General features: G+C 59.2%; 23 protein-coding genes. 1 reads left to right on the top strand and 22 read right to left on the bottom strand.

The window, feature by feature from the left end; genetic code table 11:
- Positions 1–230 precede the first annotated feature (230 nt).
- From WA845_RS09975 to ruvC, 21 genes are all read right to left on the bottom strand, one after another.
- Entirely contained in the window at positions 231–1,304 is a 1,074-nt protein-coding gene (locus WA845_RS09975) for a Tim44 domain-containing protein (RefSeq protein WP_022563039.1), read from the bottom strand.
- 221 nt (positions 1,305–1,525) lie between these two features.
- Entirely contained in the window at positions 1,526–3,121 is a 1,596-nt protein-coding gene (gene serA / locus WA845_RS09970) for a phosphoglycerate dehydrogenase (protein ID WP_080864757.1), read from the bottom strand.
- An 82-nt stretch (positions 3,122–3,203) separates the two neighbouring features.
- Positions 3,204–4,382 (bottom strand): phosphoserine transaminase, encoded by a 1,179-nt coding sequence (locus WA845_RS09965; protein WP_022563040.1) that lies wholly within the window; start codon positions 4,380–4,382, stop codon positions 3,204–3,206.
- A gap of 212 nt (positions 4,383–4,594) precedes the next feature.
- Positions 4,595–5,434: an outer membrane protein gene (locus WA845_RS09960; protein ID WP_004445720.1), complete on the bottom strand. Its 840-nt coding sequence runs from the start codon at positions 5,432–5,434 to the stop codon at positions 4,595–4,597.
- 186 nt (positions 5,435–5,620) lie between these two features.
- Entirely contained in the window at positions 5,621–6,973 is a 1,353-nt protein-coding gene (gene glmM / locus WA845_RS09955) for a phosphoglucosamine mutase (protein WP_004445721.1), read from the bottom strand.
- A gap of 190 nt (positions 6,974–7,163) precedes the next feature.
- A complete protein-coding gene (ftsH, locus tag WA845_RS09950) occupies positions 7,164–9,128 on the bottom strand; it encodes an ATP-dependent zinc metalloprotease FtsH (protein WP_004445722.1) in 1,965 nt (654 codons plus the stop codon).
- Between the two features lie 154 nt (positions 9,129–9,282).
- Positions 9,283–10,608 (bottom strand): tRNA lysidine(34) synthetase TilS, encoded by a 1,326-nt coding sequence (tilS, locus tag WA845_RS09945; RefSeq protein ID WP_112556202.1) that lies wholly within the window; start codon positions 10,606–10,608, stop codon positions 9,283–9,285.
- A 30-nt stretch (positions 10,609–10,638) separates the two neighbouring features.
- Positions 10,639–11,646, bottom strand: coding sequence for a tol-pal system protein YbgF (gene ybgF, locus WA845_RS09940; RefSeq protein WP_022563043.1), 1,008 nt, complete (start codon positions 11,644–11,646; stop codon positions 10,639–10,641).
- Between the two features lie 158 nt (positions 11,647–11,804).
- Positions 11,805–12,338, bottom strand: coding sequence for a peptidoglycan-associated lipoprotein Pal (gene pal, locus WA845_RS09935; protein WP_004445728.1), 534 nt, complete (start codon positions 12,336–12,338; stop codon positions 11,805–11,807).
- A 209-nt stretch (positions 12,339–12,547) separates the two neighbouring features.
- Positions 12,548–13,855, bottom strand: coding sequence for a Tol-Pal system beta propeller repeat protein TolB (tolB, locus tag WA845_RS09930; RefSeq protein WP_004445729.1), 1,308 nt, complete (start codon positions 13,853–13,855; stop codon positions 12,548–12,550).
- A gap of 20 nt (positions 13,856–13,875) precedes the next feature.
- Positions 13,876–15,045: a hypothetical protein gene (locus WA845_RS09925; protein WP_072493288.1), complete on the bottom strand. Its 1,170-nt coding sequence runs from the start codon at positions 15,043–15,045 to the stop codon at positions 13,876–13,878.
- Positions 15,046–15,054: 9 nt separating this feature from the next.
- Positions 15,055–15,516, bottom strand: coding sequence for a protein TolR (gene tolR / locus WA845_RS09920; RefSeq protein WP_004445732.1), 462 nt, complete (start codon positions 15,514–15,516; stop codon positions 15,055–15,057).
- 57 nt (positions 15,517–15,573) lie between these two features.
- Positions 15,574–16,293 carry a protein TolQ gene (tolQ, locus tag WA845_RS09915; RefSeq protein ID WP_003523238.1) on the bottom strand — a complete coding sequence of 240 codons (720 nt, stop codon included), beginning with the start codon at positions 16,291–16,293 and terminating at the stop codon, positions 15,574–15,576.
- Between the two features lie 261 nt (positions 16,294–16,554).
- On the bottom strand, positions 16,555–16,995 hold the full coding sequence (gene ybgC, locus WA845_RS09910; RefSeq protein WP_004445735.1) for a tol-pal system-associated acyl-CoA thioesterase: 441 nt from the start codon (positions 16,993–16,995) through the stop codon (positions 16,555–16,557).
- Entirely contained in the window at positions 16,992–17,528 is a 537-nt protein-coding gene (locus WA845_RS09905) for an NUDIX hydrolase (protein WP_034497285.1), read from the bottom strand. The genes ybgC and WA845_RS09905 overlap by 4 nt, the downstream gene beginning before the upstream one ends.
- Positions 17,525–18,049 (bottom strand): NUDIX hydrolase, encoded by a 525-nt coding sequence (locus WA845_RS09900; protein WP_034497288.1) that lies wholly within the window; start codon positions 18,047–18,049, stop codon positions 17,525–17,527. The genes WA845_RS09905 and WA845_RS09900 overlap by 4 nt, the downstream gene beginning before the upstream one ends.
- Positions 18,046–18,627: a DinB family protein gene (locus WA845_RS09895; protein ID WP_112556207.1), complete on the bottom strand. Its 582-nt coding sequence runs from the start codon at positions 18,625–18,627 to the stop codon at positions 18,046–18,048. The genes WA845_RS09900 and WA845_RS09895 overlap by 4 nt, the downstream gene beginning before the upstream one ends.
- Positions 18,628–18,660: 33 nt before the next feature.
- Positions 18,661–18,879, bottom strand: coding sequence for a DUF2945 domain-containing protein (locus WA845_RS09890; RefSeq protein ID WP_004445742.1), 219 nt, complete (start codon positions 18,877–18,879; stop codon positions 18,661–18,663).
- A gap of 52 nt (positions 18,880–18,931) precedes the next feature.
- Positions 18,932–19,972: a Holliday junction branch migration DNA helicase RuvB gene (gene ruvB, locus WA845_RS09885; RefSeq protein ID WP_004445743.1), complete on the bottom strand. Its 1,041-nt coding sequence runs from the start codon at positions 19,970–19,972 to the stop codon at positions 18,932–18,934.
- Between the two features lie 122 nt (positions 19,973–20,094).
- Positions 20,095–20,712: a Holliday junction branch migration protein RuvA gene (gene ruvA, locus WA845_RS09880; RefSeq protein ID WP_004445745.1), complete on the bottom strand. Its 618-nt coding sequence runs from the start codon at positions 20,710–20,712 to the stop codon at positions 20,095–20,097.
- A gap of 29 nt (positions 20,713–20,741) precedes the next feature.
- A complete protein-coding gene (gene ruvC / locus WA845_RS09875; protein ID WP_004445748.1) occupies positions 20,742–21,254 on the bottom strand; it encodes a crossover junction endodeoxyribonuclease RuvC in 513 nt (170 codons plus the stop codon).
- Positions 21,255–21,477: 223 nt separating this feature from the next.
- Between ruvC and WA845_RS09870 the strand changes: the two genes are divergently transcribed.
- Positions 21,478–22,479, top strand: a complete 1,002-nt coding sequence (locus tag WA845_RS09870; RefSeq protein WP_004445749.1) for an LLM class flavin-dependent oxidoreductase — start codon at positions 21,478–21,480, stop codon at positions 22,477–22,479.
- 56 nt (positions 22,480–22,535) lie between these two features.
- Here WA845_RS09870 and WA845_RS09865 read toward each other — a convergent pair whose 3' ends face one another.
- Positions 22,536–23,282: a YebC/PmpR family DNA-binding transcriptional regulator gene (locus tag WA845_RS09865; RefSeq protein ID WP_004445751.1), complete on the bottom strand. Its 747-nt coding sequence runs from the start codon at positions 23,280–23,282 to the stop codon at positions 22,536–22,538.
- Positions 23,283–23,367 lie beyond the last annotated feature (85 nt).

Here is a 23,367-nt window from a genome sequence, read left to right as displayed (position 1 = left end):
GATAAGCCATGCGCCGGGGACATACCGTGGCAAACAAGCCTCAAGGCCTTGCATGGCAGGGGAAAGCCGAATCCGCCGAGCGTGGCTGGCGGATATATCACCCGTAAGATCTCCCAATCTTTTTTCGCGGCATCCCGCCATGCTTTTTAGGAAGCTTATCGAACGAAACGAATAAAGGCCCGGCGGTGAAGCGACCGCCGGGCCTTATCCGTTTAAGAGGCTCTGATTCGTCAGGCGGCGGCCTGGATGGCGGCGACCTGCCAGTTGTCGTTGCCGGGGCGGCGGACAAAGGTCCACATTTCCACCGATTCGGACGGATGTTGCTCGTCACCTTCGATCACCTTGCCCGAGGTGCGGTCGCGCATCACGTCGATGGCAGAGTAGCGCATCGCGACTGTCGCGTAGTCCTGCCCTTCTTCGTGCCATGCTTCGGCGACATCGCCCTGCAGTAGCGTCACCTCGCGCACGTCGTTTTTCACACCGCTGGTCGCGTTATCGCTGAGTTCTTCAGCGAGATAAGACATGGCTTCGGGCGTCGTCAGTTTGCGCAATGTGCCATAATCCTCGGCGGCATAGGCAGCCTGCACGTCTTCCAGCATTTTCTGGAACGTCTCGAGGTCGCCCTGCGTGATGCCGATTTCGTCGCCTTCCGAGATGGCGTTGGCATGGGGCGTGGGCTTTGCCGTTGCGGCAGCAGCAGCCGCTCCGCCCGCAGCGCCGGCCATCGCGCCGATCTTCGGAATCTTGAACGAGGATGCTGCCGGACCCGCCTGCGAACCGCCATTATAGGAGGAGCCGGAATGATCCGTGCGGTGCGAGCCGTTGGCCGATCCATAAGCGGGCTGGCCCTGACGGCGCGACGCGAAGAAACGCATGGCGAGCATGACCAGAAGGCCGATCAGCGCAACCTGCAGCAACATGCCGAAGAAACCGGCCATGCCGCCGAAACCGCCACCCAGAAGCATGCCGAACAGACCGCCCATCAGCAGGCCGCCCATCAGACCGCCCATCATGCCGCCGAAGAGGCCACGATTTTGCTGCGGCGCCTGTGCGCCAGGACGTGCCGGCTGAGCAGCGCCAGGAGCTGCCTGGTTGGTGTTGGGCGTCATGCTGCGGTTAATCGGCGCGGTCTGGCCGGGCGCAGTGCTGGTCGAAGGCGGAGCGGAGTAGGTCCGCGTGCCACGGCTGCCGAAACCGCCGCTGGCGCGACGTGCTTCTGCCATATCAACCGCCACAAAAGACACCGCGATACCAAGCGCGGCGACTGCGAACAAACCCTTGAAGCGCCGAAAGGCAGCAAACATCGTTATCTCCTGTTGGCCGCCCTCCCATGAGCGGCATCTCAACAGGCGATATAGCAACTCATGATCATCATTTTTAGACCGCTCGGCTTAAATTTTTTGTGATATGCAACCAAGGCGTGAGGCGCGTGAAATCTGCCGCAAATCGAAAGCTGGAAAAACAAAAACCGGCACAGGGTTTCCCCCGCACCGGTTCCTATTGTCCCCTTGGGAGGAACGATAGATCAGTCGACGTTGAACGTCAGCGGCTTGACCTGGCGGATGGCCGGGTTGGCGCGCAGCTTGTCCAGCACCTCTTCGGAAACCGGACCGTCGACATAAAGCAGGGCGATGGCGTCGCCGCCTTCCTTTTCACGTCCAAGCTGGAAGTTGGCGATGTTGACGCCAGCCTCGCCGAGCGTGGTGCCCATGAAGCCGATCATGCCGGGAACGTCGGTATTGGTGATGTAGATCATGTGCGATCCGACATCGGCATCCATGTTGATGTTCTTGATCTGGATGAAACGTGGCTTGCCATCCGAGAACACCGTGCCGGCAACCGAGCGGATCTGGTTTTCCGTCTTCACCGTCAGCTTGATGTAACCGTCGTAAACGCCGGTCTTGTCGCGCTTGACCTCGGAAAGGATGATGCCTTTCTCCTTGATCATGACCGGGGCCGAAACCATGTTCACGTCGGCAACCTGACTGCGGATGAGGCCGGCCAGCAATGCACTGGTCAACGCCTTCGTGTTCATGTTGGCGGTTGCACCGTCATAAAGGATTTCGATTTCCTTGGTGGCGCTTTCCTGTACCTGGCCGACGAAAGACCCGAGAACATCCGCGAGACGGATGAAGGGCTTCAGACGCGGCGCTTCCTCAGCCGTGATCGACGGCATGTTGATGGCGTTGGACACGGCACCCTTGACGAGGTAATCCGACATCTGCTCGGCAACCTGCAGGGCAACGTTTTCCTGTGCTTCCGTGGTCGAAGCGCCAAGATGCGGCGTGCAGACGACGTTCGGAAGGCCGAAAAGCGGGCTCTCGGTGGCGGGCTCGACTTCGAACACGTCAAAACCGGCACCGGCGACATGGCCGGACTTGATGGCGTCCGCAAGGGCAGCTTCATCCACAAGACCACCACGGGCGCAGTTGACGATACGTACGCCCTTCTTGGTCTTGGCAAGGTTTTCAGCGTTGAGGATGCCGCGCGTCTTGTCGGTCATCGGCACATGCAGGGTGATGAAATCGGCCTGGGCTAGCAACTCGTCCAGCTCAACCTTGGTGACGCCCATTTCCTGCGCGCGCTCCGGCGACAGGAAGGGGTCGTAGGCGAGAACGTGCATCTTGAGGCCAAGTGCACGCGAGCAAACGATCGAACCGATGTTACCCGCACCGATGACGCCGAGCGTCTTGCCGGTGATTTCGACACCCATGAACTTCGACTTTTCCCACTTGCCGGCCTGCGTGGAACTGTCGGCTGCAGGAAGCTGGCGGGCGACGGCGAACATCAGCGCAATCGCGTGTTCTGCCGTTGTGATGGAGTTGCCGAATGGCGTGTTCATGACGATGATACCGCGGCGCGAGGCAGCCGGGATGTCAACGTTGTCGACGCCGATGCCGGCGCGGCCGATGACCTTGAGGTTGGTGGCGGCTTCGATCAGCTTTTCGGTTGCCTTGGTGGCAGAGCGGATAGCCAGGCCATCGTAATTGCCGATGATTTCGGCAAGCTTGTCCTTGTCCTTGCCGAGCTTCGGCTGGAAATCGACTTCGACGCCACGATCACGGAAAATCTGGACGGCGGTTTCCGACAGTTCGTCGGATACGAGTACGCGAGGTGCCATGGTTCACGGGCTCCTTGAAAAACGGTGCAGTTTTGAAAGCGGGAACTATGCGGCCCTGCATCAGCGCAGGGCCGGTATCAAATCAGGCGGCAGCCTTGGAAAGTGCTGCCTTCTGCGTCTGGTAAGCCCAGGTGAGCCAGGGCATGACGGCTTCCATATCAGCCGTCTCGATGGTGGCGCCGGCCCAGATGCGCAGACCGGACGGGGCGTCGCGGTAAGCGCCGATATCGAGGGCGACATTTTCCTTTTCGAGCAGGGCGACGACGCCCTTGGCAAAATCGGCCTGTGCCGCGGCATCCAGCGCCTGGACCTCGGGATCGACGATCTTGAGGCAAACAGACGTATTGGAGCGAGTTTCCGGCTTCACGGCCAGGTTGGCGATCCAGTCGTTCTTCTCGATGAAGTCGTAAATAACCTTGGCATTGGCATCGGCGCGGCCAATCAGCGCCTTCAGGCCACCGAGATTCTTTGCCCAGAGCAGCGCGTCGATATAATCTTCAACGCAGAGCATGGACGGCGTGTTGATGGTTTCACCGGTGAAGATGCCTTCGATCAGCTTGCCGCCGGAAACCATGCGGAAGATTTTTGGCAGCGGCCATGCCGGTGCGTAGCTCAAGAGACGCTCAACGGCGCGCGGCGACAGGATGATGACGCCATGGCCGCCCTCGCCGCCCAGAACCTTCTGCCAGGAGAAGGTGACGACGTCGAGTTTCGTAAAGTCCATATCCTGCGCGAAAGCCGCCGAGGTGGCGTCGCAGATGGTCAGGCCCTTGCGGTCGGCGGGAATGAAATCGGCGTTGGGAACACGAACGCCAGAGGTCGTACCGTTCCAGGTGAAGACCACGTCGCGGTCGAAATCGACTTCGGCAAGGTTCGGCAGCAGGCCGTAATCGGCCTCGAACTTGCGAACGTCCTTCAGCTTCAGCTGCTTGACGACGTCGGTGACCCAGCCGGCGCCGAAGCTTTCCCAGGCCAGCATATCGACACCACGTTCGCCGAGCAGCGACCAGAGCGCCATTTCAACGGCGCCGGTGTCGGATGCGGGAACGATACCGATGCGATAATCGGCGGGAACATCAAGAACTTCACGGGTGAGATCGATGGCCTGCTTCAGCTTGGCTTTGCCAACCTTGGCGCGATGCGAGCGACCGAGCGGCGCATCGGAGAGAGCATCTAGCGACCAACCGGGGCGCTTCGAGCAGGGACCAGAGGAAAAATGCGTATTGCCCGGACGGACGTCCGGCTTCACGATATCTGTCATTTGACTACCCTTCCAGATAGGCGCTCCACGTTAGGGTGGAGTGTCCTGACGCCGTTGCTATTCCTGTCGCCGATCCCAGTCAAGCGGAATATGTCGCTACGCAGAAGAATCTTGGTCCATATGCGTCATGTCCCTTGCCACATGCCGATAAAACAAAACCGCCCGCACCCGGAGGATGCGGACGGCCCGAAACTATCAGCGGGACGTGACGTCTATTTGTAGACGGCAGGCTGCAGCGGAATATCGGCAGGCGGCATGTACTGAGCGGTATCGCAGCCATTGAAGACATAACGGCCACCAACGCGTACCTCATGCGAATAAAGACCTTTGTCACGACCGGGGCCGCCGCCATTCTCATAAGCGAACATGTCGCCCTTGTTGATGTGACGGAAACGGTAACCGATATCGGCCTTCAGATTACAGGTAACATCAATGGATGCGCCGGCCATAAGGGCGTAAGCGAAACGCCACTTGCCCCTGCCGCCGTGTTCGGTGGTCGGGTCGCAGCCAAGACCATTGACACTGCAGGATGTGTTGCGCAGCTTGTCCCACTTGACGTAGGAGCCGCCGATACCACCGCCGACATACGGCGTCACGCGTCCGTAAGTGCCGAGATCAACGTAGGCATTTGCCATCAGAGTGTAGGCGCGAACCGAGCTAAGATCCTCCGAGACGCAGCGGCCGGGAACGGAACCGCAGAAACCGCTCGTGGAGCCACGAAAATCCGACTTGCCCATATAGTCGAAGGTCACGTCACTGCGGAAATAGTTGTTGAACTGATAACCGACACCGGCGCCAATGACATAGCTATCGTCGATCTTCGCGGTATCGAAATCAGCGAGATAGCCACCAGGGCCACCCTGATAATAATTGGCACCACGCAGCTTATTGAAAGAATAACCGACGTCGCCACGCAGATACCAGCCGCTTGCCTGGGTGATCTCCACTTCGGGAGCATAGGTCGGCGCAGGCTCAGCTTGATAAAGATCGGCGGCAATGGCGCTGGTGCCGGTCAGCAGGACGGCCAGAAATCCGGCCAGGGCGTTTTTCATGACTTCCACTCCAGAAGAGGCACGTGCGTTTGCGGCAGCAGATGCCAGTGAACTGTTCAGTCATGGAGATTGACGTAAAATGGTTAAGTCCCGATTAACCACGCTCATTCACTATATTTATTAGTATATACTCAAAGAAAAAGCCGGCGGAAAGCCGGCTTTTTGCTGATTTATTGTTGCTATGCCTCACGCGGCAGAGCGGGCATTCGCGATGATGCCGACAAGATCATTGACGATACGCTCCACCTTCGCGCTATCGTCGCCTTCCGCCATCACGCGGATCAGCGGTTCGGTGCCGGAAGGGCGGATGACGAGACGGCCATTATCGGCAAGCGCACTTTCCGCATCCGCAATTGCCTGCTGCACGACCGGGTTTTCCAGCGGTTTGCCACCGGAGATACGGACATTCTTCAAAAGCTGCGGCACGGGCTCGAACTTGCGGCAAACCTCGCTCACCGTGCGGCCGGAGCGCTTGACCTTTGCGAGAACCTGCAATGCCGCAACAAGCCCATCCCCCGTCGTGCCGTAATCCGACAGCACGATATGGCCGGACTGCTCGCCGCCAACATTGAAATTGTGGTTGCGCATGTGTTCGACGACATAGCGGTCGCCCACCTTGGTGCGGGCAAGGGTGAGGCCCTTGTCGCCAAGAAAACGCTCAAGGCCGAGATTGGACATGACAGTTGCGACGATGCCACCGCCGCGGAGCGTGTTGTCTTCGGCCCAGCTGTCGGCGATGACGGCCATCAGCTGGTCGCCATCAACGATCTCACCGCGTTCATCAACGATGATGACGCGGTCCGCATCACCATCCAGCGCAATGCCAATATCGGCCCGCACCTCGTGGACCTTTTTCTGAAGGGCTTCCGGGTGCGTGGAACCGCATTCGAGGTTAATGTTGATGCCGTTCGGCTCGTTGCCGATGGTGACGACCTCCGCGCCGAGTTCCCAGAGAGCCGCGGGCGCCACCTTATAAGCCGCGCCATTGGCGCAGTCGATGGCGATTCGCAGGCCGCTCAATGTCACGTCGCGCGGCAGGGTGCGCTTCACGAACTCGATATAACGATAGATGTCGCCATCGACGCGCTTCGCTCGGCCGATTTCGGCAGGTTTCGCCAGTTGGGCGTAGATATCCTTGTCGAGGAGGTCTTCAATCTCCAGCTCCAGCTCATCGGAAAGCTTGTAACCGTCAGGCCCGAAAAGCTTGATGCCGTTGTCGGAGAAGGGATTGTGCGAGGCCGAGATCATCACGCCGATATCGGCGCGCAGCGAGCGGGTCAGCATGGCGACGGCAGGCGTCGGGATGGGGCCGAGCAGGAAGACATCGAGACCGGCGGCGGTGAAGCCGGCAACCAGGGCGTTTTCCAGCATATAGCCGGAAAGGCGCGTATCCTTGCCGATGACGACACGATGGCGATGATGGCCACGGCGGAAAATCGTCCCGACGGCAATGCCAACCCGCATCGCCAGATCAGGCGTCATGGGGAAGACGTTCGATTGTCCGCGGATACCATCGGTTCCGAAATAACGGCGTGCCATTTTAACTCCAAATCTTTTCCAGCATTCCGGCATAAGCTGAAAACAGCCGGAAGCGTTTTTGGCTAGATGCCACAAACCACGATAAACAGCACGTAAATTACCGCAAAAATGGCTTATATCTTGTTACCAAAATGAAAAGGCCACCCGGAAACCCGGATGGCCTTTTACAATTTCTAACAGACGCGGTCGATCAATGCGGCTGCGGCTCCATGCCGCCTTCGGCTTCACCGTCGCCCTTTGCTTCGCCGTCACCCTTCACTTCACTGGGACCGTCCTTCTTGGTGCCGGCCTTCGGCACTGCGGAACCACGGCTGCCCGGAGAATCGTCGCCCAGATCGCGGGCGGGCTTCTCACCCTTCAGCAGGGCCTTGATCTCGTCACCCGTCAGGGTTTCGTATTCAAGCAGACCCTCGGCAATCGCAACGAAACCATCGTGATTTTCCGTCAGAATGCGGCGAGCCTCGGCATAGGCCTCATCGATCAGGCGGCGAACTTCCGTGTCGATCGTCTGGGCTGTGGCTTCGGAGACGTTCTTCGACTGCGAAACGGAGTGGCCGAGGAACACTTCCTGCTGGTTTTCACCATAGGAGACCTGGCCGAGCGCATCGGAAAAGCCCCATTGCGTCACCATGGCGCGGGCGAGCTTGGTTGCCTGCTCGATATCCGAAGACGCGCCCGAGGTAATGTTTTCCTTACCGAAGGTCAGTTCTTCGGCAACGCGGCCACCCATCATGATCACGAGGCGCGACACCATCCACTTGTAGCTCATGGAATAGCGGTCGCCTTCCGGCAGCTGCATCACCATGCCAAGTGCGCGGCCGCGCGGGATGATCGTTGCCTTGTGCAACGGATCGGCCACGGCAACCTTCAGAGCGGTGATGGCATGACCGGCTTCGTGATAGGCGGTCAGCTTCTTTTCGGCCTCGGTCATGGCGGAAGAGCGGCGCTCCGCGCCCATCATGATCTTGTCCTTGGCGTCTTCGAACTCCTGCATGGTCACCACGCGTTTGTTGCGGCGGGCGGCCATGAGGGCGGCTTCGTTGACGAGGTTCATCAGATCGGCACCCGAGAAACCGGGGGTACCGCGAGCCAGAACCTTGAGATCGACATTCGGCGCGAGCGGCACGTTGCGGATATGCACCTTGAGGATGCGTTCGCGGCCAACGATATCAGGGTTCGGCACGACAACCTGACGGTCGAAACGGCCGGGACGCAGAAGTGCGGGGTCGAGAACGTCAGGACGGTTGGTGGCGGCGATGAGAATGATGCCCTCATTCGCCTCGAAACCGTCCATCTCAACCAGCAGCTGGTTCAGCGTCTGTTCGCGCTCGTCGTTACCGCCGCCGAGGCCGGCGCCACGATGGCGGCCGACGGCGTCGATTTCATCGATGAAAATGATGCAAGGCGCATTCTTCTTTGCCTGCTCGAACATGTCACGCACACGGCTGGCACCGACGCCAACGAACATTTCCACGAAATCCGAACCGGAAATCGTGAAGAACGGCACATTGGCTTCACCTGCGACGGAGCGGGCCAGAAGTGTCTTACCTGTGCCCGGAGGACCAACAAGCAGAACGCCGCGCGGAATCTTGCCGCCGAGGCGCTGGAACTTCTGCGGGTCACGCAGGAATTCCACGATTTCCTCAAGATCTTGCTTGGCTTCATCCACGCCGGCAACGTCGTCAAACGTCACGCGGCCATGGGCTTCCGTCAGGAGCTTGGCCTTGGACTTGCCGAAGCCCATCGCACCGCGCGAACCGCCCTGCATCTGCCGCATGAAGAACAGCCAGACGCCAAGAATGAGAAACATCGGCAGAAGCGTGCCGAGATAGCTCAGGAAGCCCGAGGAGCCATCGCTTTCCGGGCGCGCCACGATGGTCACGTTCTTGCTCTGCAAGCGCTCCATCAGGCTGTCGTCGATGACGGGGGAATAGGTCTGAAAGGCCGTGCCGTTTTCGGTATAGGTTCCGAGAACCCGGTTACCGGTGACGGTCACGTCGCGAACTCGCCCGGAATCCACGTCGCGGAGAAACTGGGAATACGGAATTTCCCGTGAACCCGTTTGCGTCGGCGACGTCTGGAACATGCTGAACAGCGCGATCAGCAAGAGGGCGATCACGGCCCACAAGGCGAAATTTCTGAAATTTGGGTTCATCGAACTCCCCGAACTCACACGGGCACAACTACTGCCCGCTATTACGTGCCCTTAACATAAGGACGACATCTGCCCTTGCCAAGGCAAAGCGCATTATCTGATGCGTTTTGGTGTAAAAACTGTTCCAAGGCAATTCACGAAAATGAGGCCCGATTTAAACCGGGGGCTGTGGATATGCCGGCCGTCCGAACAAAACAGCGATCGTATTTGCCAACTCAAGGTCGAAGCGTGGCAGAAAAAGATCGAAGGGCGCCAGCCTTGGCGTCACATCGACCGTCAACTCCCCGACCGTTTCCCCCGCTTCCGCTGCGGCGATTTGCGGAAGGCCCGATAGCGCCAATCTGGTCACTCCCGGCGGCACCGATGGAAAACCCGCTCCAGTACCAGCCTCCTCCGCGCTGACCCGGACAGGGAAAGGCGACCGGTTTTCCACGATGAAGCGATCATCCCACAGGCCCTTCTGATATGCCTCAAGACGAAGCTCCGGCAGATTTCGTTGCTCGCGGAAGATATATAGCCCATCCCGTCGGCGATCGAGCAGGACACGACCGACTGTCATACGTCCGTAATTGCCGGTTTTAAGGAAGCAAAGAACGCGCTCCATGCTGCCCGCGGCCGGCAGATAGGGCCGCCCGCCGAGACTTGCTATCAGCACTGCCAGCCCGTGCCGGAAATCCGCCCGATCAGGCGACACGCCGTCCGGCTGCAATTTCGCGAGCGCACCAGAAAAGACCTCGGCGTGTGCGCGCAGGAAAACTGCCGTTTTTTCAGAGGATATACGCCTTTTTTCCGCCTCTCCCCCATCGGCCGGAAGCGGAACATCAGGCAAGGCCTGCCGCATGCGAACACGCTCAAATCGTGGATTTTCGTTGCTTGGATCGTCGAGCCAGCGCCGCGAACGGGACGACACGTAATCGCGGATCGCCTGCCTTTCACACCTCAGGAATGGCCGCATGATCCAATGGCGCCGAGCGTATAAAACCGCGTCCGCCATGCCGGAAAGGCCGAGATTGTCCTCGCCGCTGTTGCGGGCAGCACGCATCGCGACGGTTTCCCTCTGATCGCCGGCCGTGTGACCCGTCACCACGAGATCGGCATCGAACGCGACGGCTGCTTCCGCGATAAGCCGGTAGCGGGCAAGACGGGACGCTTCCGAAATGCCGGAGACCGGCTTTAAACCTTCCCACCGGCGTGTGACGTGCGGAATGCCCAGCTCGGCGCAAAGTGTCGCAACCTTGCGGGCCTCATCGGCGGATTCCACTCGCAGAGCGTGATCCACTGTAACGGCAGAAAGCCGAAGCAGATCGCGCCCCTTCTCGGACATCACCTCATGCAATGCCAGCAACAGGCCGGTGGAATCGCTGCCGCCGGAGATTGCGACGAGAATATGCGCAGGTTCGCGGAATTTTTCGACAAAGGACCGTGCGGCCGCAAGCGGCGCAATTGGCTGTTCATTCGGAATGCGGACATCAACCGGCATGAAAAGACCGCCGCAATGGCAGGGAAAAGATCAGCAGCTCAGCCGCTTCTGTTCACTGGCGACTTTGTTCAGCACGGTCTTCGAGGCATTGGGGTAACGCTTCGGCACCTCGCGCAGCGTGGCGCAGGCCGTTTCGGTATTATCGAGAGCGGCAAGGGACATGCCAAGCTTCATCAGCATTTCCGGAGCCTTCGGAGACTTGCCATAGGCCTGGTGGCCGTTAAGAAATGTCTTCGCGGCTTCGTTGAACTTGCCCTGAGAATATTGCGCTTCACCCAGCCAGAAGCTCGCATCCGCGGCTTTCGTGCCCTTGGGGTAACCCTGCAGATATTGCTGGAACCCCTGCTCCGCCAGCTTGTAATCACCGGAAAGGACATGACCGTAAGCGGCCTGGTAGATATCGCCTTCGCTGGTCAGCGCCGCTGTATTGACGGGATCGGTCTTGCGCGTGCTGTTGCCTGTTGTCACGCCGGGAAGGCTGCCGGAAGAATTGTTGGCGCCTGAATTGAGCGTGCCGCCAATAGGCATCCCCTTGGAATCAAGTTCGATCGAACCGAGCGTGGTCTCACCCGGCGCGCCTGTCGGAGCACTGGAGGGAGCGGACGGTGAAACGGAAGCGCCACCCTCGGGTGGCGTTTCGATGATCGTTGCAACGTCGTCGGTCGGGGGCGTCGCCGGACTCACCGGACTTGCCTCCGCCTTCTTTTTCGGCGTTGCTGCAGGACTTCCGCCCTTTCCGCTTTCCAGTTCCTGGAAGCGGAACTCATTGTCTTCCTGCGCCTTGCGGATCGTTTCCTGCATCTGCAAAAGCTGGAAGCTCATTTCCTCGATACGGCCGTTGAGTTGCCGGATCTGTTCTTCAAGCTGCTGAACCCGATAGGCTTCATTGGCCTGAACCCGGACGACCGGGGGCTGCTGCTGAGAATTGATCGTGCCGAAGCTACCCCCCGCACCGAACAGCGGACCCGAAACGGCTGTGCCGCTCAAGCCGGTGCAGGCTGCAAGCCCCAGCATTCCCGCCACGACAAGTTTCTTCATCTCATTCGTCCTGCCTTAACTGATTTGCACCGGAATAGTGCAAGCCGGATTTTTTCCATATCGACCGAAAAAGCAACTTAACTTCGGCCAAACTATGAAAAAAACAAAAGGCGGCCCGAAGACCGCCCATTATTTACGTTCACAAAAACGTCAGGCGATTACATGCCTGCGCCGCCGAGAACCGTGACCGCGCGACGGTTCTGCGACCAGCAGGAAATGTCGTCGCAAACCGCGACCGGGCGTTCCTTGCCGTAGGAGATCGTCTTCATGCGGCTTGCCGGAACACCCTGAGAGGCCAGGAAGTCGCGGGTTGCTGCCGCACGGCGGGCGCCGAGTGCCAGGTTGTATTCACGCGTGCCGCGCTCGTCGGCATGGCCTTCAACCGTGATGGCGTAGTTCGGGTAACGGGCAAGCCACTGTGCCTGGCGCTGCAGGGTCTGCTGGGCGTCGGCGCGGATCGAGGTGGAGTCCGTGTCGAAGAAGATGCGGTCGCCGACATTGACCGTGAAGTCCTGCTGGGAGCCCGGCGTTGCAGAGCCTGCGCCACCAAGGCCGAGTTCACCGGCGCTGTTCGGCATGTTCTTCTTGTTCGCGCAGCCTGCGAGAGCAAGCGCGAGCGTCATGGCGATGACAGCCGGGTTACGGGCCAGTTTCTGCATGGGGCTGAGTGCCGAAATATGTGTACGGCTCATCGCCGGTCTCTCCTTAGGATTTCAATAACGTTGCCGGACACTAACTGATCGCGGTTAATAGCCGGCAAACGCTTATGGTTAACAGAAAGGAAATGTCCCAGTTTTTTGCTCCCTCACAACACTTTGCGGCAAGAAAGAGGCACATTTCCCTGTGGTATGCTTAAAACATCACGGCACCGGTTCAAGCCGGCGCCGTGATGGCAGTCATATCAGTCCAGAAGCGGCGACCAGGCCGGGTCTGAAGCGAAGGTCGGTGTCTTGATGAGCTGTTCATTATAGCCCGTCAGATCGATCGAATAGAGCTGCGGACCGCCCGCACCCGCGTTCTGGCGGAAGAACATCAGTACGCGGCCATTCGGTGCCCAGGTTGGCCCTTCATTGTGGAAGCCGCTGGTCAGGATTCGTTCGCCCGAACCATCCGTCTTCATCACACCGATCGAGAACTTGCCGCCAGACTGCTTGGTGAAGGCAATCAGATCGCCGCGCGGGGACCATACCGGCGTGGAATAGGAACCATCGCCGAAGGAAATGCGCTGCTGGCCGGAACCATCGGCATTCATGACGTAAATCTGCTGGCGGCCGCCACGGTCACTTTCAAAGGCAACACGCTGACCGTCAGGCGAATAGGACGGGGCCGTATCGATCGCCGACGTGTTGGTCAGGCGTGTCGTGGTACGAGAGCGCAGATCCATGGTGTAGATATTGGCGTTGCCATCCTGCTGAAGGCTCATGATTACCTTCTGCCCGTCAGGCGAAAAGCGCGGCGAGAACGTCATGCCTGGGAAGTTGCCGACGACTTCACGCTGTCCGGTTTCCAGCTGCAGCAGATAAACGCGTGGCTGCTGGCCTTCAAAGGACATGTAGGTGACTTCCTGACGGCTCGGCGAAAAACGCGGTGTCAGGACGATGTCGTTCGAGTTGGTCAGGTTGCGGACGTTGAAACCGTCCTGGTCCATGATCGACAGCTGCCGCTTGCGGGCCGTCTTCGGGCCGCTCTCGGAAACAAAAACGACGCGGGTATCGAAATAGCCCTTTTCACCGGTGACGCGCTCGTAGATGGCATCCGCGATGATGTGAGCGACACGGCGCCAGTTTTCAGGCTGGGTGAAGAACTGCTGGCCCGTCATCTGCTGATTGGCGAAGGTATCCCACAGGCGGAATTCGGCGCGCAGGCGGCCGTCGCTTTCGCGCGTCACGCGACCGGTAACGAGCGCCTGCGCATTAATGACTTTCCAGTCCTCGAAACGCGGCTGCTGATCCGGATTGCTGATCTTTTCGATGAAGGCGTTCTTGTTGACCGGCGCAAAAAGACCGGACCGCTGCAGGTCGGCGGCGATGACCGCGGAGACCTGCGCGCCGATGCCGTCGCTCGACATGAAGTCGGTGATGGCAATCGGCAGCGGCTCGACATTACCCTTGTTGATATTGATTTCCACCCGTGCAAAAGCCGGTGCGGAGAAAACCGACATGAGGGCCGCGACAGCGAGCACCAGCCGGATCGGCGAAAATATCTTCATGTTGCCAGGCCTTTCAGCATTCATAGCAATTCACTGGGATCGAAGTTCACGACGACTTCGTTCCATGCATCGTATTTGTCGGCAGGAAGGTTCGTGAACGGAGCAGAACGCATGATGGCGCGATAAGCTCCGCCGGAAAGGGCACGGCGCGTCCCTTCGGAACCGCCCGTCGCCTCGATCTCGGGCCGACCGATGATGGAGCCATCACGGTCGAGCTTCATGGTCACCCGGACGCGAACGTCCGAGGCATCCGCCATGCCGGGAATGATCTGCCAGTTCTTCTGGATCGCGCCGCGTAGCGCATCCATTTCCGTCTGGCTGAGCGTCGAGCCGCCCGTTGATTTCTTGCCGCCAAGGGCTGCCGTCTGCGTCGAGCGCTTTGCGCCGCCGCCGGAAGGCGCCTGCTTGTTCAACAGCGCGGCAATATCGTCAGCGTTGAAATCGCTTTCCTTCGAGGAAGCGGACTTCGCAGTCTCCTGCTTCTTCTCGCCGGGCTTCTTATCGGAAGGCTTGTCCGTCGACTTTGCCTGATCCGGCTTTTTCTCAGCTGGCTTTTCGGCCGGTTTTTGCTCCGCTGGCTTCGTCTCGGCCTGTTTCGGCTCTTCCGGCTTCGGTGGCTCGGGCCTCGAATTCGGACGGGGAACGTTCTGCGGCACCGGTATTTCTGCCGGCTCCTGCGTGGCAGGCGGCGGTTCTTCCGCCTTGGTTTCCTGCGGCGGCGGCTCGGTCTTGGGCTGCGGTGCGACTTCAGGCTTGGTCTGCGGCAAGGCGGCCATTTCCTGCGGCTTGGGAGCCGAGGTTTCCTCCTTCACGATTTCCTTCACCTCATTCGCTTTGGTATCAACGACGGGCTGCGGCTTCTCCTGCTTTGGCGGTGCGGCCGCGGCGATATTGTCGTTAGGCTTGGCGGTCGGCGTCGGCGGCGCCTCGATATCCGCGGTGTTATTGCCAATATTCTGCGCGTTCTCGATGATATCGGGACGGGTTGTTGGAACAGGCGCGGATTTTTCCGCCTTGGGCGCATTTTTATCGCCCTGCTGTATCTGGGTCAGTTCCTCGATCGGCACCAGCTCCACCGGCAAGGCCTCAGCCTGAGACACGTCAAGGGGTTCCGGCGAGCCCAGGGAGACAAGGGCGAAAGCCAGAAGCGACGCATGCACGATCGCGGATGTGGTAAGGCTGCCCTTCATCGCTTTACGTCAATTGTCCTGTTTCTGCTGGGTCACAAGGCCGATGTTTTTGAAACCGGCCGCCTGGATACGCGCCATCACATCCGCAACGACGCCATAGGCGGCAACGGAATCCGCGCGCACGAAAATGCGTTCGTTATAGCCGGTCGTGGCGATTGCCTGCAGCTTGTCCGCCACTTCAGCCGCTTGGATTTCCGTTTCCTGCAAATGGATCTGGCCATTGGCATTGACGGAAATGGTGATCGGTTGCGTGTCCGAATTCAACGCATTGGCGGAGGTCTGCGGCAGGTCGATCGGCACGCCGACAGTCATCATCGGCGCCGCCACCATGAAGATGATGAGCAGCACGAGCATGACGTCGACCAGCGGCGTCACGTTGATTTCGCTGATCGCGCCGCCTCTGCGCCGTCCGCCGCGTCCACCCCGGCGTCCGCCGGAACCGCCGCCGCTGCCACCTGCTGACATACCCATATCATCTACTCCGTTTTGCCTTGCGGCAAATCACTCGACGGCATTGCAGTCGGCCGCTTACTGGGCGGCCTGCCGTGTCTGAAGTTTTTCATCGATCTGTCGCGACAGGATTGCCGAAAATTCGTCGGCGAAACCTTCCATTCGGGCGGAAAGCTTGTGCGCGTCAGCCGTGAACTTGTTGTAGGCGATAACCGCGGGAATAGCCGCGACAAGGCCGATCGCGGTTGCAAGAAGCGCTTCCGCGATACCGGGAGCCACGACCGCGAGGTTGGTGGACTTCGAACCGGCAATCGCCTGGAACGAGGTCATGATACCGACAACCGTGCCGAAGAGACCGATAAAGGGGCCGGCCGAACCGATGGTGGCGAGCGAGCCGAGGCGCGCCTCGTATTGCTCGCTTTCCCGCGCCATGGTCACGTCCATTGCCCGGTCGATACGCATCTGCAGGCCGATGGGCGAACGTGCGCCACGCTCGAAGGATTTTTTCCATTCGCGCATGGCCGAAACGAAAATTGCGGCCAGACCGCCATTCTGGCGCTCCGCCAGCGTCCGATAGAGCTCTTCAAGAGACTGGCCCGACCAGAACACCTGTTCGAACTGGTCGAACTGGCGCCTCGCCTTGCCGAAGCTCACATATTTGTCGAAGACGATTGCCCACGTCCAGACCGAGGCGGCGATAAGCCCGATCATCACGAGCTTAACGATGAGGCCCGCCTGCATAAACAGCGCCCAGAGACTTACATCATGCGTCGCCGCTGCCAAACCTGCCTGTTCCATAAATATCCAATCCCCGAATCCAAACGCCCGGTACGGGACCGGGCGATTCAAACGCGTGTTAACGCTCGAAGTCCTGCGGCAACAGCCGCCAACCCCTTAGCCATACCCCGATACTTGCCAGTAAGCCTTACTTGCCAATAAATTTGGTGAAAGGAAGGCGTGCGCTGCACAAATGCCAGTTGCTAAAGTAAGACACCATTATGGTTAAAGGAGTGTTACAACCCGGCCACGCCCGGCGGATTTACTGATCCGGCCAGTCAATTACTTCAGAAATTTTTCCGCCACCGTCTCGGGAAGACGCCTTGGCCGGCCATTGGCATTGATGACGGCTATGATGACCTTGGCGGCGACGAGCAGCGTTTCACCGCGCCTGATTTCCTGATTGAGCACCATTTTTGCGCCCCCGGCCTTCTCGGTGATGGTGGTCACCGTCAGCACGTCATCCATCCGGGCGGGGCTTTTAAAATCGATCTCCATGCGATGCACGACGAAGACCAGACCTTCTTCATCAGCGGTCAGAAGCGCACTTTGTTCACAGCCGAGGCAACGCAGGTAATCGGTACGGCCGCGCTCAAGAAAATGCAGGTACCGCGCGTGATAAACCAGGCCGGAAAAATCGGTGTCCTCGTAATAGACGCGTTGCATCAGGCGGTGACCGTGTTCGATCAGTTCACCCGACAGCGAAACCAAAAGCTCGCTCATAATGTCTCCTTGGGATTTTCAGTAGCGTCAGAGCGGCCCTCGCGGACAATCAGATGCTCGTGCCGCAGGGGCAAGGCCTCGATGCGCTCTGCGATGAAGCGCGGGCGCAGATCGTTCCTGATCAGCGCGGAAGTTCGTGAAGGCAGCCAGCGGAATTCGACCTCAACGCCATCCATCACCCTGTGGACGATGTGGTTTTCATGGAATGGCAGGGCATGGCCCAGCGAAACGAGATAATAAAATCCCAACTCATGGGCCGAATAACCGTCATAGGCGAAAAAGTTTTCGGCCGACCATAAAAGGCGCTCCACCGAACACGTCCGATCAAGCTCCTCACCGATCTCGCGAACAATGGTCTGCTCGGAGCTTTCACCGATTTCAGCCCGACCGCCAGGCAAGGCCCAGTAGTCATCCCCTGCGCCACGCTGCACCAGAAGATGATCACTCTGAAAAATGAGGGCTGCCACGCGCATGCTGAAAAGCTGCGGTCTGCGATCCAACCGGATCATGTGACGTTGGGGCGGAGAGATCATTTATCGTCCAGATCGCCGTCGTGCCAGACAAGGTGTCGCGTGGCCCTGGGCAGGTTCTCTATTTCGTCGGCGATGAAATAGGGGGGAATATCGAGCTCCGTCAATGCCTGCCGGGTTGCCGCGACCCAGCGAAACTCAAGCTCGTTATCGCCATCCTGAACACGGTGAATAATGTCGGTGGGATGAAAGGCAAGCGTTTGCGGCAGGTCCATCAGGTAATAAAAGCCGAGTTCGTGCCAGTCCTTGCCTTCGTAATGGAAGAAATTTTCGACCGCCCAGAGAAGCCGCCCGATCTTGGCTTCCACACCGAGCTCCTCGACCATTTCTCGCGCCAGCGTTTCTTCTGAGCGCTCACCCATTTCGGCACGCCCGCCTGGAAAGGTCCAGAATTTTTCATGTGTGGCCCGGTGCACCAGGACGTGGCCATCGCGGAAGGCCAGCCCCGCGACCCGCATCTGGAAAATGCGCTTCGGCTTGAACTTGATGCGGATGCGGGTGTCCTGCTTGGTATCGTGTGTCATTGGGCAGGCCTGCGGGCTGGAAACATCAAATCGGTTTCCGTCCACCCTAATGCATCCATCTCGTCTTTTCTCGCCTTTGCATCATCTCCCACAATGAATTCATCCAGTTGCGGCGGCTTGACGGGGGTCCCGGACAGCATCGCATGCGCCTGCCCGCGATGATGCGTCTGGTGCTGGAAGAGATGCGACAGAACGTCGTCGCAGCGATCCTGCTGGATACGCCTGCCGCGGTGGATATTGACAGTAGCGGCGAGGCGATCTTCATCGAGCCCGTCGACAAGGGCGATCAACACCTCGTCAAGCTCTGTCTGGGCGCCTTGCAACGCCAGCATGTTGGCAAAGGGTTCCTCTACGGCAAAGGCGGCCAGTCCCAGTGTGCCGCCCTGCAACGCATCGATATAAAAGCGGTCGACAGTGTAGATATGATTGAGCGTCGCACGCAGCGTCGGGAAGAAACTGATGCGGCGGGCAACAAACGCCTCCTGCGAAAGCTGGAGACAGGCTTGATGCAGCCGGTAATTGGCGAGCCGGTTGTTGCGCGCAAGTTTGCGGAAAATCCGCAGCGGATCATAAGGCATCGGCATCCCTCCCGTAACACCTAACGGCGTCGTTCAATCGGTGCGTTCGAGCTCTGATCTGCTTTTCAGAACCTTGCCGCCATCTTCCTGTTCGATGAGATAAGCGGGTTCGTCTTTGCTCGCCTTACGCTTTATCGTGGAACCGGAAATCGTTCTTTCGACATCTTCGGTGAAGACTTCAAGGATTTTCCCTTCACCTGTACCCGTGCCCCAGTTCCAGCGGACCTTCGTACCCTTGCGATATCCAGACATGACCATCTCCGTGCTAAAGACGATCAAAGCCGGCAAGGCGGGTTTGTTCCCCTCAATCGTCCTCAAGCGTGAGCCGGAACTGTGCTGCCTCGAGATCCTTCGGCGGCTGCATGCCCAGATGTTTCCAGGCCGTGGCGGTCAGGATACGACCGCGCGGCGTGCGCTGGATGAAACCCTGCTGGATCATATAGGGCTCGATGATATCCTCGATCGCGTCGCGCGGCTCCGACAGTCCAGCGGCAATGGTCTCGATGCCGACCGGGCCTCCGCCAAAATTGACGGCGATCATGGTCAGATACCGCATGTCCAGCTGGTCAAGACCCATATTGTCGACCAAGAGCCGCGTCAAAGCCTCGTCGGCGATATCCCGGGTAACGGCTTCCGCCCGCGCCACCTCGGCAAAGTCGCGCACCCGGCGCAGAAGCCGTCCGGCAATGCGGGGCGTGCCACGCGCCCGCCTCGCCACTTCACGGGCACCCTCATCCGTCATGTTGAGACCCATCAGCCGCGCACCGCGACGGACTATAAGTTCCAGTTCATCAACCGTGTAAAAGGACAAACGCACGGGAATGCCGAAACGGTCGCGCAGCGGTGTCGTCAAGAGGCCGAGGCGGGTGGTGGCGGCGACAAGCGTGAATTTGGAAAGATCGATCTTCACCGAACGCGCCGCCGGGCCTTCCCCGATGATCAGATCGAGCTGGAAATCCTCCATCGCCGGATAGAGGATTTCTTCCACGGCCGGGTTGAGGCGATGAATTTCATCGATGAAGAGAACATCGCGCTCTTCAAGATTGGTCAGGAGCGCGGCGAGATCGCCCGCCTTGGCGATCACCGGCCCTGAGGTGGACTTGAAGTTCACTCCAAGCTCCTTGGCCATGATCTGCGCCAGGGTGGTCTTGCCGAGGCCGGGCGGACCGACGAACAGCACGTGATCCAACGCCTCGCCACGATTCTTGGCGGCCTCGATGAAGACCTTGAGATTGGCGCGCGCCTCCGCCTGCCCGGTAAAGTCGTCCAGCGACTGCGGACGCAGGGTGGTGTCGATGTCCTCACCGCGCTTTTCAGGGGTGATCAGTCTGTCCGCATCGCTCATTCAGGGCATTCCATTATTTCTAGAATTCATGAGGTCGTCTTCGCCGCTATAACATGGCTGTCGCGCCAGGGCCCGTCACGAAATTCAACACCGCATCCGGACGCTTGTGTAACGGGCTCACCTTACCGTGAAAGCTCCTTCAGCCCCAGCCGGATCAGCTTGGCGCTATCCGCGCCCTCACCGCCATTTTTCAGCGCCGCGGCGACCGCATTGGCGGCCTGGTCACGCGAATAGCCGAGATTGGTGAGTGCAGATACGGCGTCCGCCACCGGCGCGGAGGCTACACCCTCCCCGAGTTCCTGCTTCAGTCCGATAGCCCCGGACGCCTCGCCCGCGAAAGCCGGGGCCTTGTTGCGCAATTCGGTCACGAGCCGCACGGCCACTTTGGGCCCAACCCCCGGCGCACGCGATATTGACGCCTTGTCCTGGAGCGCTATGGCATTGGCAAGCTCGGTGGGCGACAGGGTGGAAAGCACCGCAAGAGCGACTTTCGATCCGACGCCCTGCACGCTCTGCAAAAGGTTGAACCATTCCCGCTCCAGCGCCGAAAGAAAGCCGAAAAGCTTGAGCTGGTCCTCTCGTACATAGGTTTCGATGAAGAGGATCACGGCCTCTCCGACGGAGCCTATTTTCGACAGCGTGCGCGCCGAACAATAGGCGACGTAACAGACGCCATGCACATCCACCAACACGTAATCCGTGCCGATTTCCTCGATGCTGCCCTTCAGTTTTCCGATCATGATCGCGCCCGCTGCAATGAGACTTAAAATTAACCGGCCGCCAGCAGCCGACGCATCCTGTCACCGCCGCGATTATGGGCGTGGCAGATTGCGATCGCGAGGGCGTCCGCCGCATCGTTACCCTTGAACTCGGCCTTCGGCATCAGGATTTTCAGCATCATGTGAATTTGCTGCTTTTCACCATGCCCCACGCCGATGACAGCTTTTTTCACGGCGTTCGGCGCATATTCGAACACCGGCAAACCGGCACGCGCCGGAACAAGCATGGCAATGCCGCGCGCCTGTCCGAGTTTCAGCGTGGCCACCGCGTCCTTGTTGACGAAAGTCTGCTCCACAGCCGCCTCATCGGGCTGATGGCTGTGCACGATTTCCGCCAGGCCGTCATGAAGCTGGCAAAGCCGGGAGGCGAGATCCATGTCGCCATCTGAAGTCACCGTGCCGGAAGCGACGAAACGCAGGCTGTTTCCCAATGTGTCGATCACGCCCCAGCCGGTGCGCCGTAGTCCGGGGTCGATGCCGATGATCCGAATCGTCTTTTGCATGAGGTACCTTATCTTTCCGGCCGCGAGACTGCCAGCGATAAGTGAACAAAACGACAACATTCCCGGATACAGACGTCAAGTCAGGGCCAAAGTTGTGCCAATGCCGACCTTTGGTAAAGGCCAATTTTTTTGATCCATCCTTCAATTCTACGCGACCTGTCTGGTAAATCCGCAGACGCGCCTTACATCCGCTGCAAAGACCCAGATTACGCAGGAGCGTCGGATGATCCCCTTTTCCCTTCTCGATCTTTCGCCCATCGGCGAGGGCGAGAGCGTCAGCGCGGCGCTCGAAAACTCCCGCCGGATGGCGATCAAGGCTGAAGAACAAGGTTATAACCGCATATGGCTGGCCGAACATCACGGCATGCCCGGCATCGCAAGCGCCGCGACGTCGCTCGTTATCGCCCATGTGGGTGCGGCCACGAAACATATCCGCGTCGGCTCGGGCGGTATCATGCTTCCCAACCACTCCCCGCTCGTCATTGCCGAACAGTTCGGGACGCTTGCAGCACTTCTGCCCGGCCGGGTCGATCTTGGCCTGGGCCGCGCCCCCGGAACGGATATGCGAACCGCACGGGCGCTGCGCCGTAATCTCGACGCCGGTGCGGAGAATTTCCCGCACGACATCGTCGAATTGCAAAGATATCTCGGCCCGCCTCAGCAGGATCAGGCGATCCTCGCCGTACCCGGCATGAATTCGAACGTGCCTCTCTGGCTGCTCGGCTCCAGCACCTATAGTGCGCATCTGGCCGCAGCCCTTGGCCTGCCCTATTCCTTCGCATCCCATTTTGCCCCTGACATGCTGATGGAAGCGATCCATATCTATCGCGAGCGTTTCCAGCCCTCCGAGGTGCTGGACAAGCCCTATGTGATGGTGGGCGTGATGGGTGTCGGCGCCGATACCGACGAGGAGGCGCAGCATCTCTTTACCTCGTCACAGCAGCAATTCGTCAATCTGCGGCGCAATGTGCGGACGCAGTTCCCGAAGCCCGTGCACAGCATGGAAGGCTACTGGAACGAGATGGAGCGCTTCTCCGTGGAGCACACGTTGCGTTTTGCCGCCGTTGGCGCGCCTGAAACGATCCAGCGTCATCTCGACGGTTTTCTGGCTGAAACACAGGCTGACGAACTGATTGTCTCGATGCCGATCCACGACATCGAAAAGCGGCTGCGGTCGGTCGAGATTTTCGCCGACGTGCGGACATCCATCAAAAAGGCCGCCTAAACAAAAAGCCCCGGAGCGGATCGCTGCCGGGGCCTTTTTTTAGGAACGTGAAAACGTCAGGCGGAAAGCTTGGCGAGAATTTCTTCCGACACTTCGAAGTTCGAATAGACGTTCTGCACGTCGTCATCGTCCTCGAGGTTGTCGATGAGTTTCATCAGCGACTGTGCCTTTTCTTCATCTACAGGTACCGTGTTCTGCGGCTTCCAGATGGCCTTGACGCTTTCGGCTTCGCCCAGCACGCCTTCCAGCGCCTTGGACACCTCGTTCATCGCTTCGAAACCGCAGATGATGATGTGGCCGTCTTCGGAAGATTCAACATCGTCCGCACCGGCCTCGATGGCCGCTTCCATCACCTTGTCTGCATCGCCGACTTCCGCCTTATAGGAAATCTCGCCGACACGGTCGAAGGAGAAGGAGACCGATCCGGTTTCACCCAGCGCACCACCAGCCTTGGTGAAGATGGATCGTACATTGGAGGCAGTGCGGTTACGGTTGTCGGTAAGCGCCTCGACGATGACGGCGACGCCGCCAGGGCCGTAGCCTTCGTAGCGGACCTCATCATAGTTCTCGCCTTCGGCACCCGCAGCCTTCTTGATGGCACGTTCGATATTGTCTTTCGGCATGGACTGGGCCTTGGCGTTCTGGATGGCCAGACGCAGGCGCGGGTTCATGTTCGGGTCGGGCATGCCCGTCTTGGCCGCAACGGTGATTTCGCGCGCAAGCTTGGAAAACATTTTGGACCGCACGGAGTCCTGCTTGCCCTTGCGGTGCATGATGTTCTTGAACTGTGAATGACCAGCCATGGAAAACCTGATTTATCGTAATTTGGAGATTGCGGGCCTTATAAGTGCGATAGGCTCATCGTTCAAGCCCGCAGGCGCTTTCTCT

The sequence above is a fragment of the Agrobacterium sp. CMT1 genome (assembly GCF_037203725.1).
Lineage (GTDB): Bacteria > Pseudomonadota > Alphaproteobacteria > Rhizobiales > Rhizobiaceae > Agrobacterium > Agrobacterium pusense.
The sequence above is the reverse complement of the archived record's forward strand: the minus strand, read 5'-3'. Positions and strand labels throughout refer to the sequence as shown.

What these genes read in the sequence shown, in the direction of transcription:
- ruvC (WP_004445748.1), bottom strand. Translation starts at nt 21,254, where the DNA reads ATGCAAAAGACGATTCGGATCATCGGCATCGACCCCGGACTACGGCGC.
- WA845_RS09900 (WP_034497288.1), bottom strand. Translation starts at nt 18,049, where the DNA reads ATGACACACGATACCAAGCAGGACACCCGCATCCGCATCAAGTTCAAG.
- WA845_RS09905 (WP_034497285.1), bottom strand. Translation starts at nt 17,528, where the DNA reads ATGATCTCTCCGCCCCAACGTCACATGATCCGGTTGGATCGCAGACCG.
- tolQ (WP_003523238.1), bottom strand. Translation starts at nt 16,293, where the DNA reads ATGGAACAGGCAGGTTTGGCAGCGGCGACGCATGATGTAAGTCTCTGG.
- WA845_RS09960 (WP_004445720.1), bottom strand. Translation starts at nt 5,434, where the DNA reads ATGAAAAACGCCCTGGCCGGATTTCTGGCCGTCCTGCTGACCGGCACC.
- pal (WP_004445728.1), bottom strand. Translation starts at nt 12,338, where the DNA reads ATGAGCCGTACACATATTTCGGCACTCAGCCCCATGCAGAAACTGGCC.
- WA845_RS09925 (WP_072493288.1), bottom strand. Translation starts at nt 15,045, where the DNA reads ATGAAGGGCAGCCTTACCACATCCGCGATCGTGCATGCGTCGCTTCTG.
- WA845_RS09865 (WP_004445751.1), bottom strand. Translation starts at nt 23,282, where the DNA reads ATGGCTGGTCATTCACAGTTCAAGAACATCATGCACCGCAAGGGCAAG.
- tilS (WP_112556202.1), bottom strand. Translation starts at nt 10,608, where the DNA reads ATGCCGGTTGATGTCCGCATTCCGAATGAACAGCCAATTGCGCCGCTT.
- ruvB (WP_004445743.1), bottom strand. Translation starts at nt 19,972, where the DNA reads ATGAGCGATGCGGACAGACTGATCACCCCTGAAAAGCGCGGTGAGGAC.
- WA845_RS09870 (WP_004445749.1), top strand. Translation starts at nt 21,478, where the DNA reads ATGATCCCCTTTTCCCTTCTCGATCTTTCGCCCATCGGCGAGGGCGAG.
- WA845_RS09895 (WP_112556207.1), bottom strand. Translation starts at nt 18,627, where the DNA reads ATGCCTTATGATCCGCTGCGGATTTTCCGCAAACTTGCGCGCAACAAC.
- ftsH (WP_004445722.1), bottom strand. Translation starts at nt 9,128, where the DNA reads ATGAACCCAAATTTCAGAAATTTCGCCTTGTGGGCCGTGATCGCCCTC.
- tolR (WP_004445732.1), bottom strand. Translation starts at nt 15,516, where the DNA reads ATGGGTATGTCAGCAGGTGGCAGCGGCGGCGGTTCCGGCGGACGCCGG.
- WA845_RS09965 (WP_022563040.1), bottom strand. Translation starts at nt 4,382, where the DNA reads ATGACAGATATCGTGAAGCCGGACGTCCGTCCGGGCAATACGCATTTT.
- ybgF (WP_022563043.1), bottom strand. Translation starts at nt 11,646, where the DNA reads ATGAAGAAACTTGTCGTGGCGGGAATGCTGGGGCTTGCAGCCTGCACC.
- ruvA (WP_004445745.1), bottom strand. Translation starts at nt 20,712, where the DNA reads ATGATCGGAAAACTGAAGGGCAGCATCGAGGAAATCGGCACGGATTAC.
- serA (WP_080864757.1), bottom strand. Translation starts at nt 3,121, where the DNA reads ATGGCACCTCGCGTACTCGTATCCGACGAACTGTCGGAAACCGCCGTC.
- WA845_RS09975 (WP_022563039.1), bottom strand. Translation starts at nt 1,304, where the DNA reads ATGTTTGCTGCCTTTCGGCGCTTCAAGGGTTTGTTCGCAGTCGCCGCG.
- tolB (WP_004445729.1), bottom strand. Translation starts at nt 13,855, where the DNA reads ATGAAGATATTTTCGCCGATCCGGCTGGTGCTCGCTGTCGCGGCCCTC.
- ybgC (WP_004445735.1), bottom strand. Translation starts at nt 16,995, where the DNA reads ATGAGCGAGCTTTTGGTTTCGCTGTCGGGTGAACTGATCGAACACGGT.
- glmM (WP_004445721.1), bottom strand. Translation starts at nt 6,973, where the DNA reads ATGGCACGCCGTTATTTCGGAACCGATGGTATCCGCGGACAATCGAAC.
- WA845_RS09890 (WP_004445742.1), bottom strand. Translation starts at nt 18,879, where the DNA reads ATGTCTGGATATCGCAAGGGTACGAAGGTCCGCTGGAACTGGGGCACG.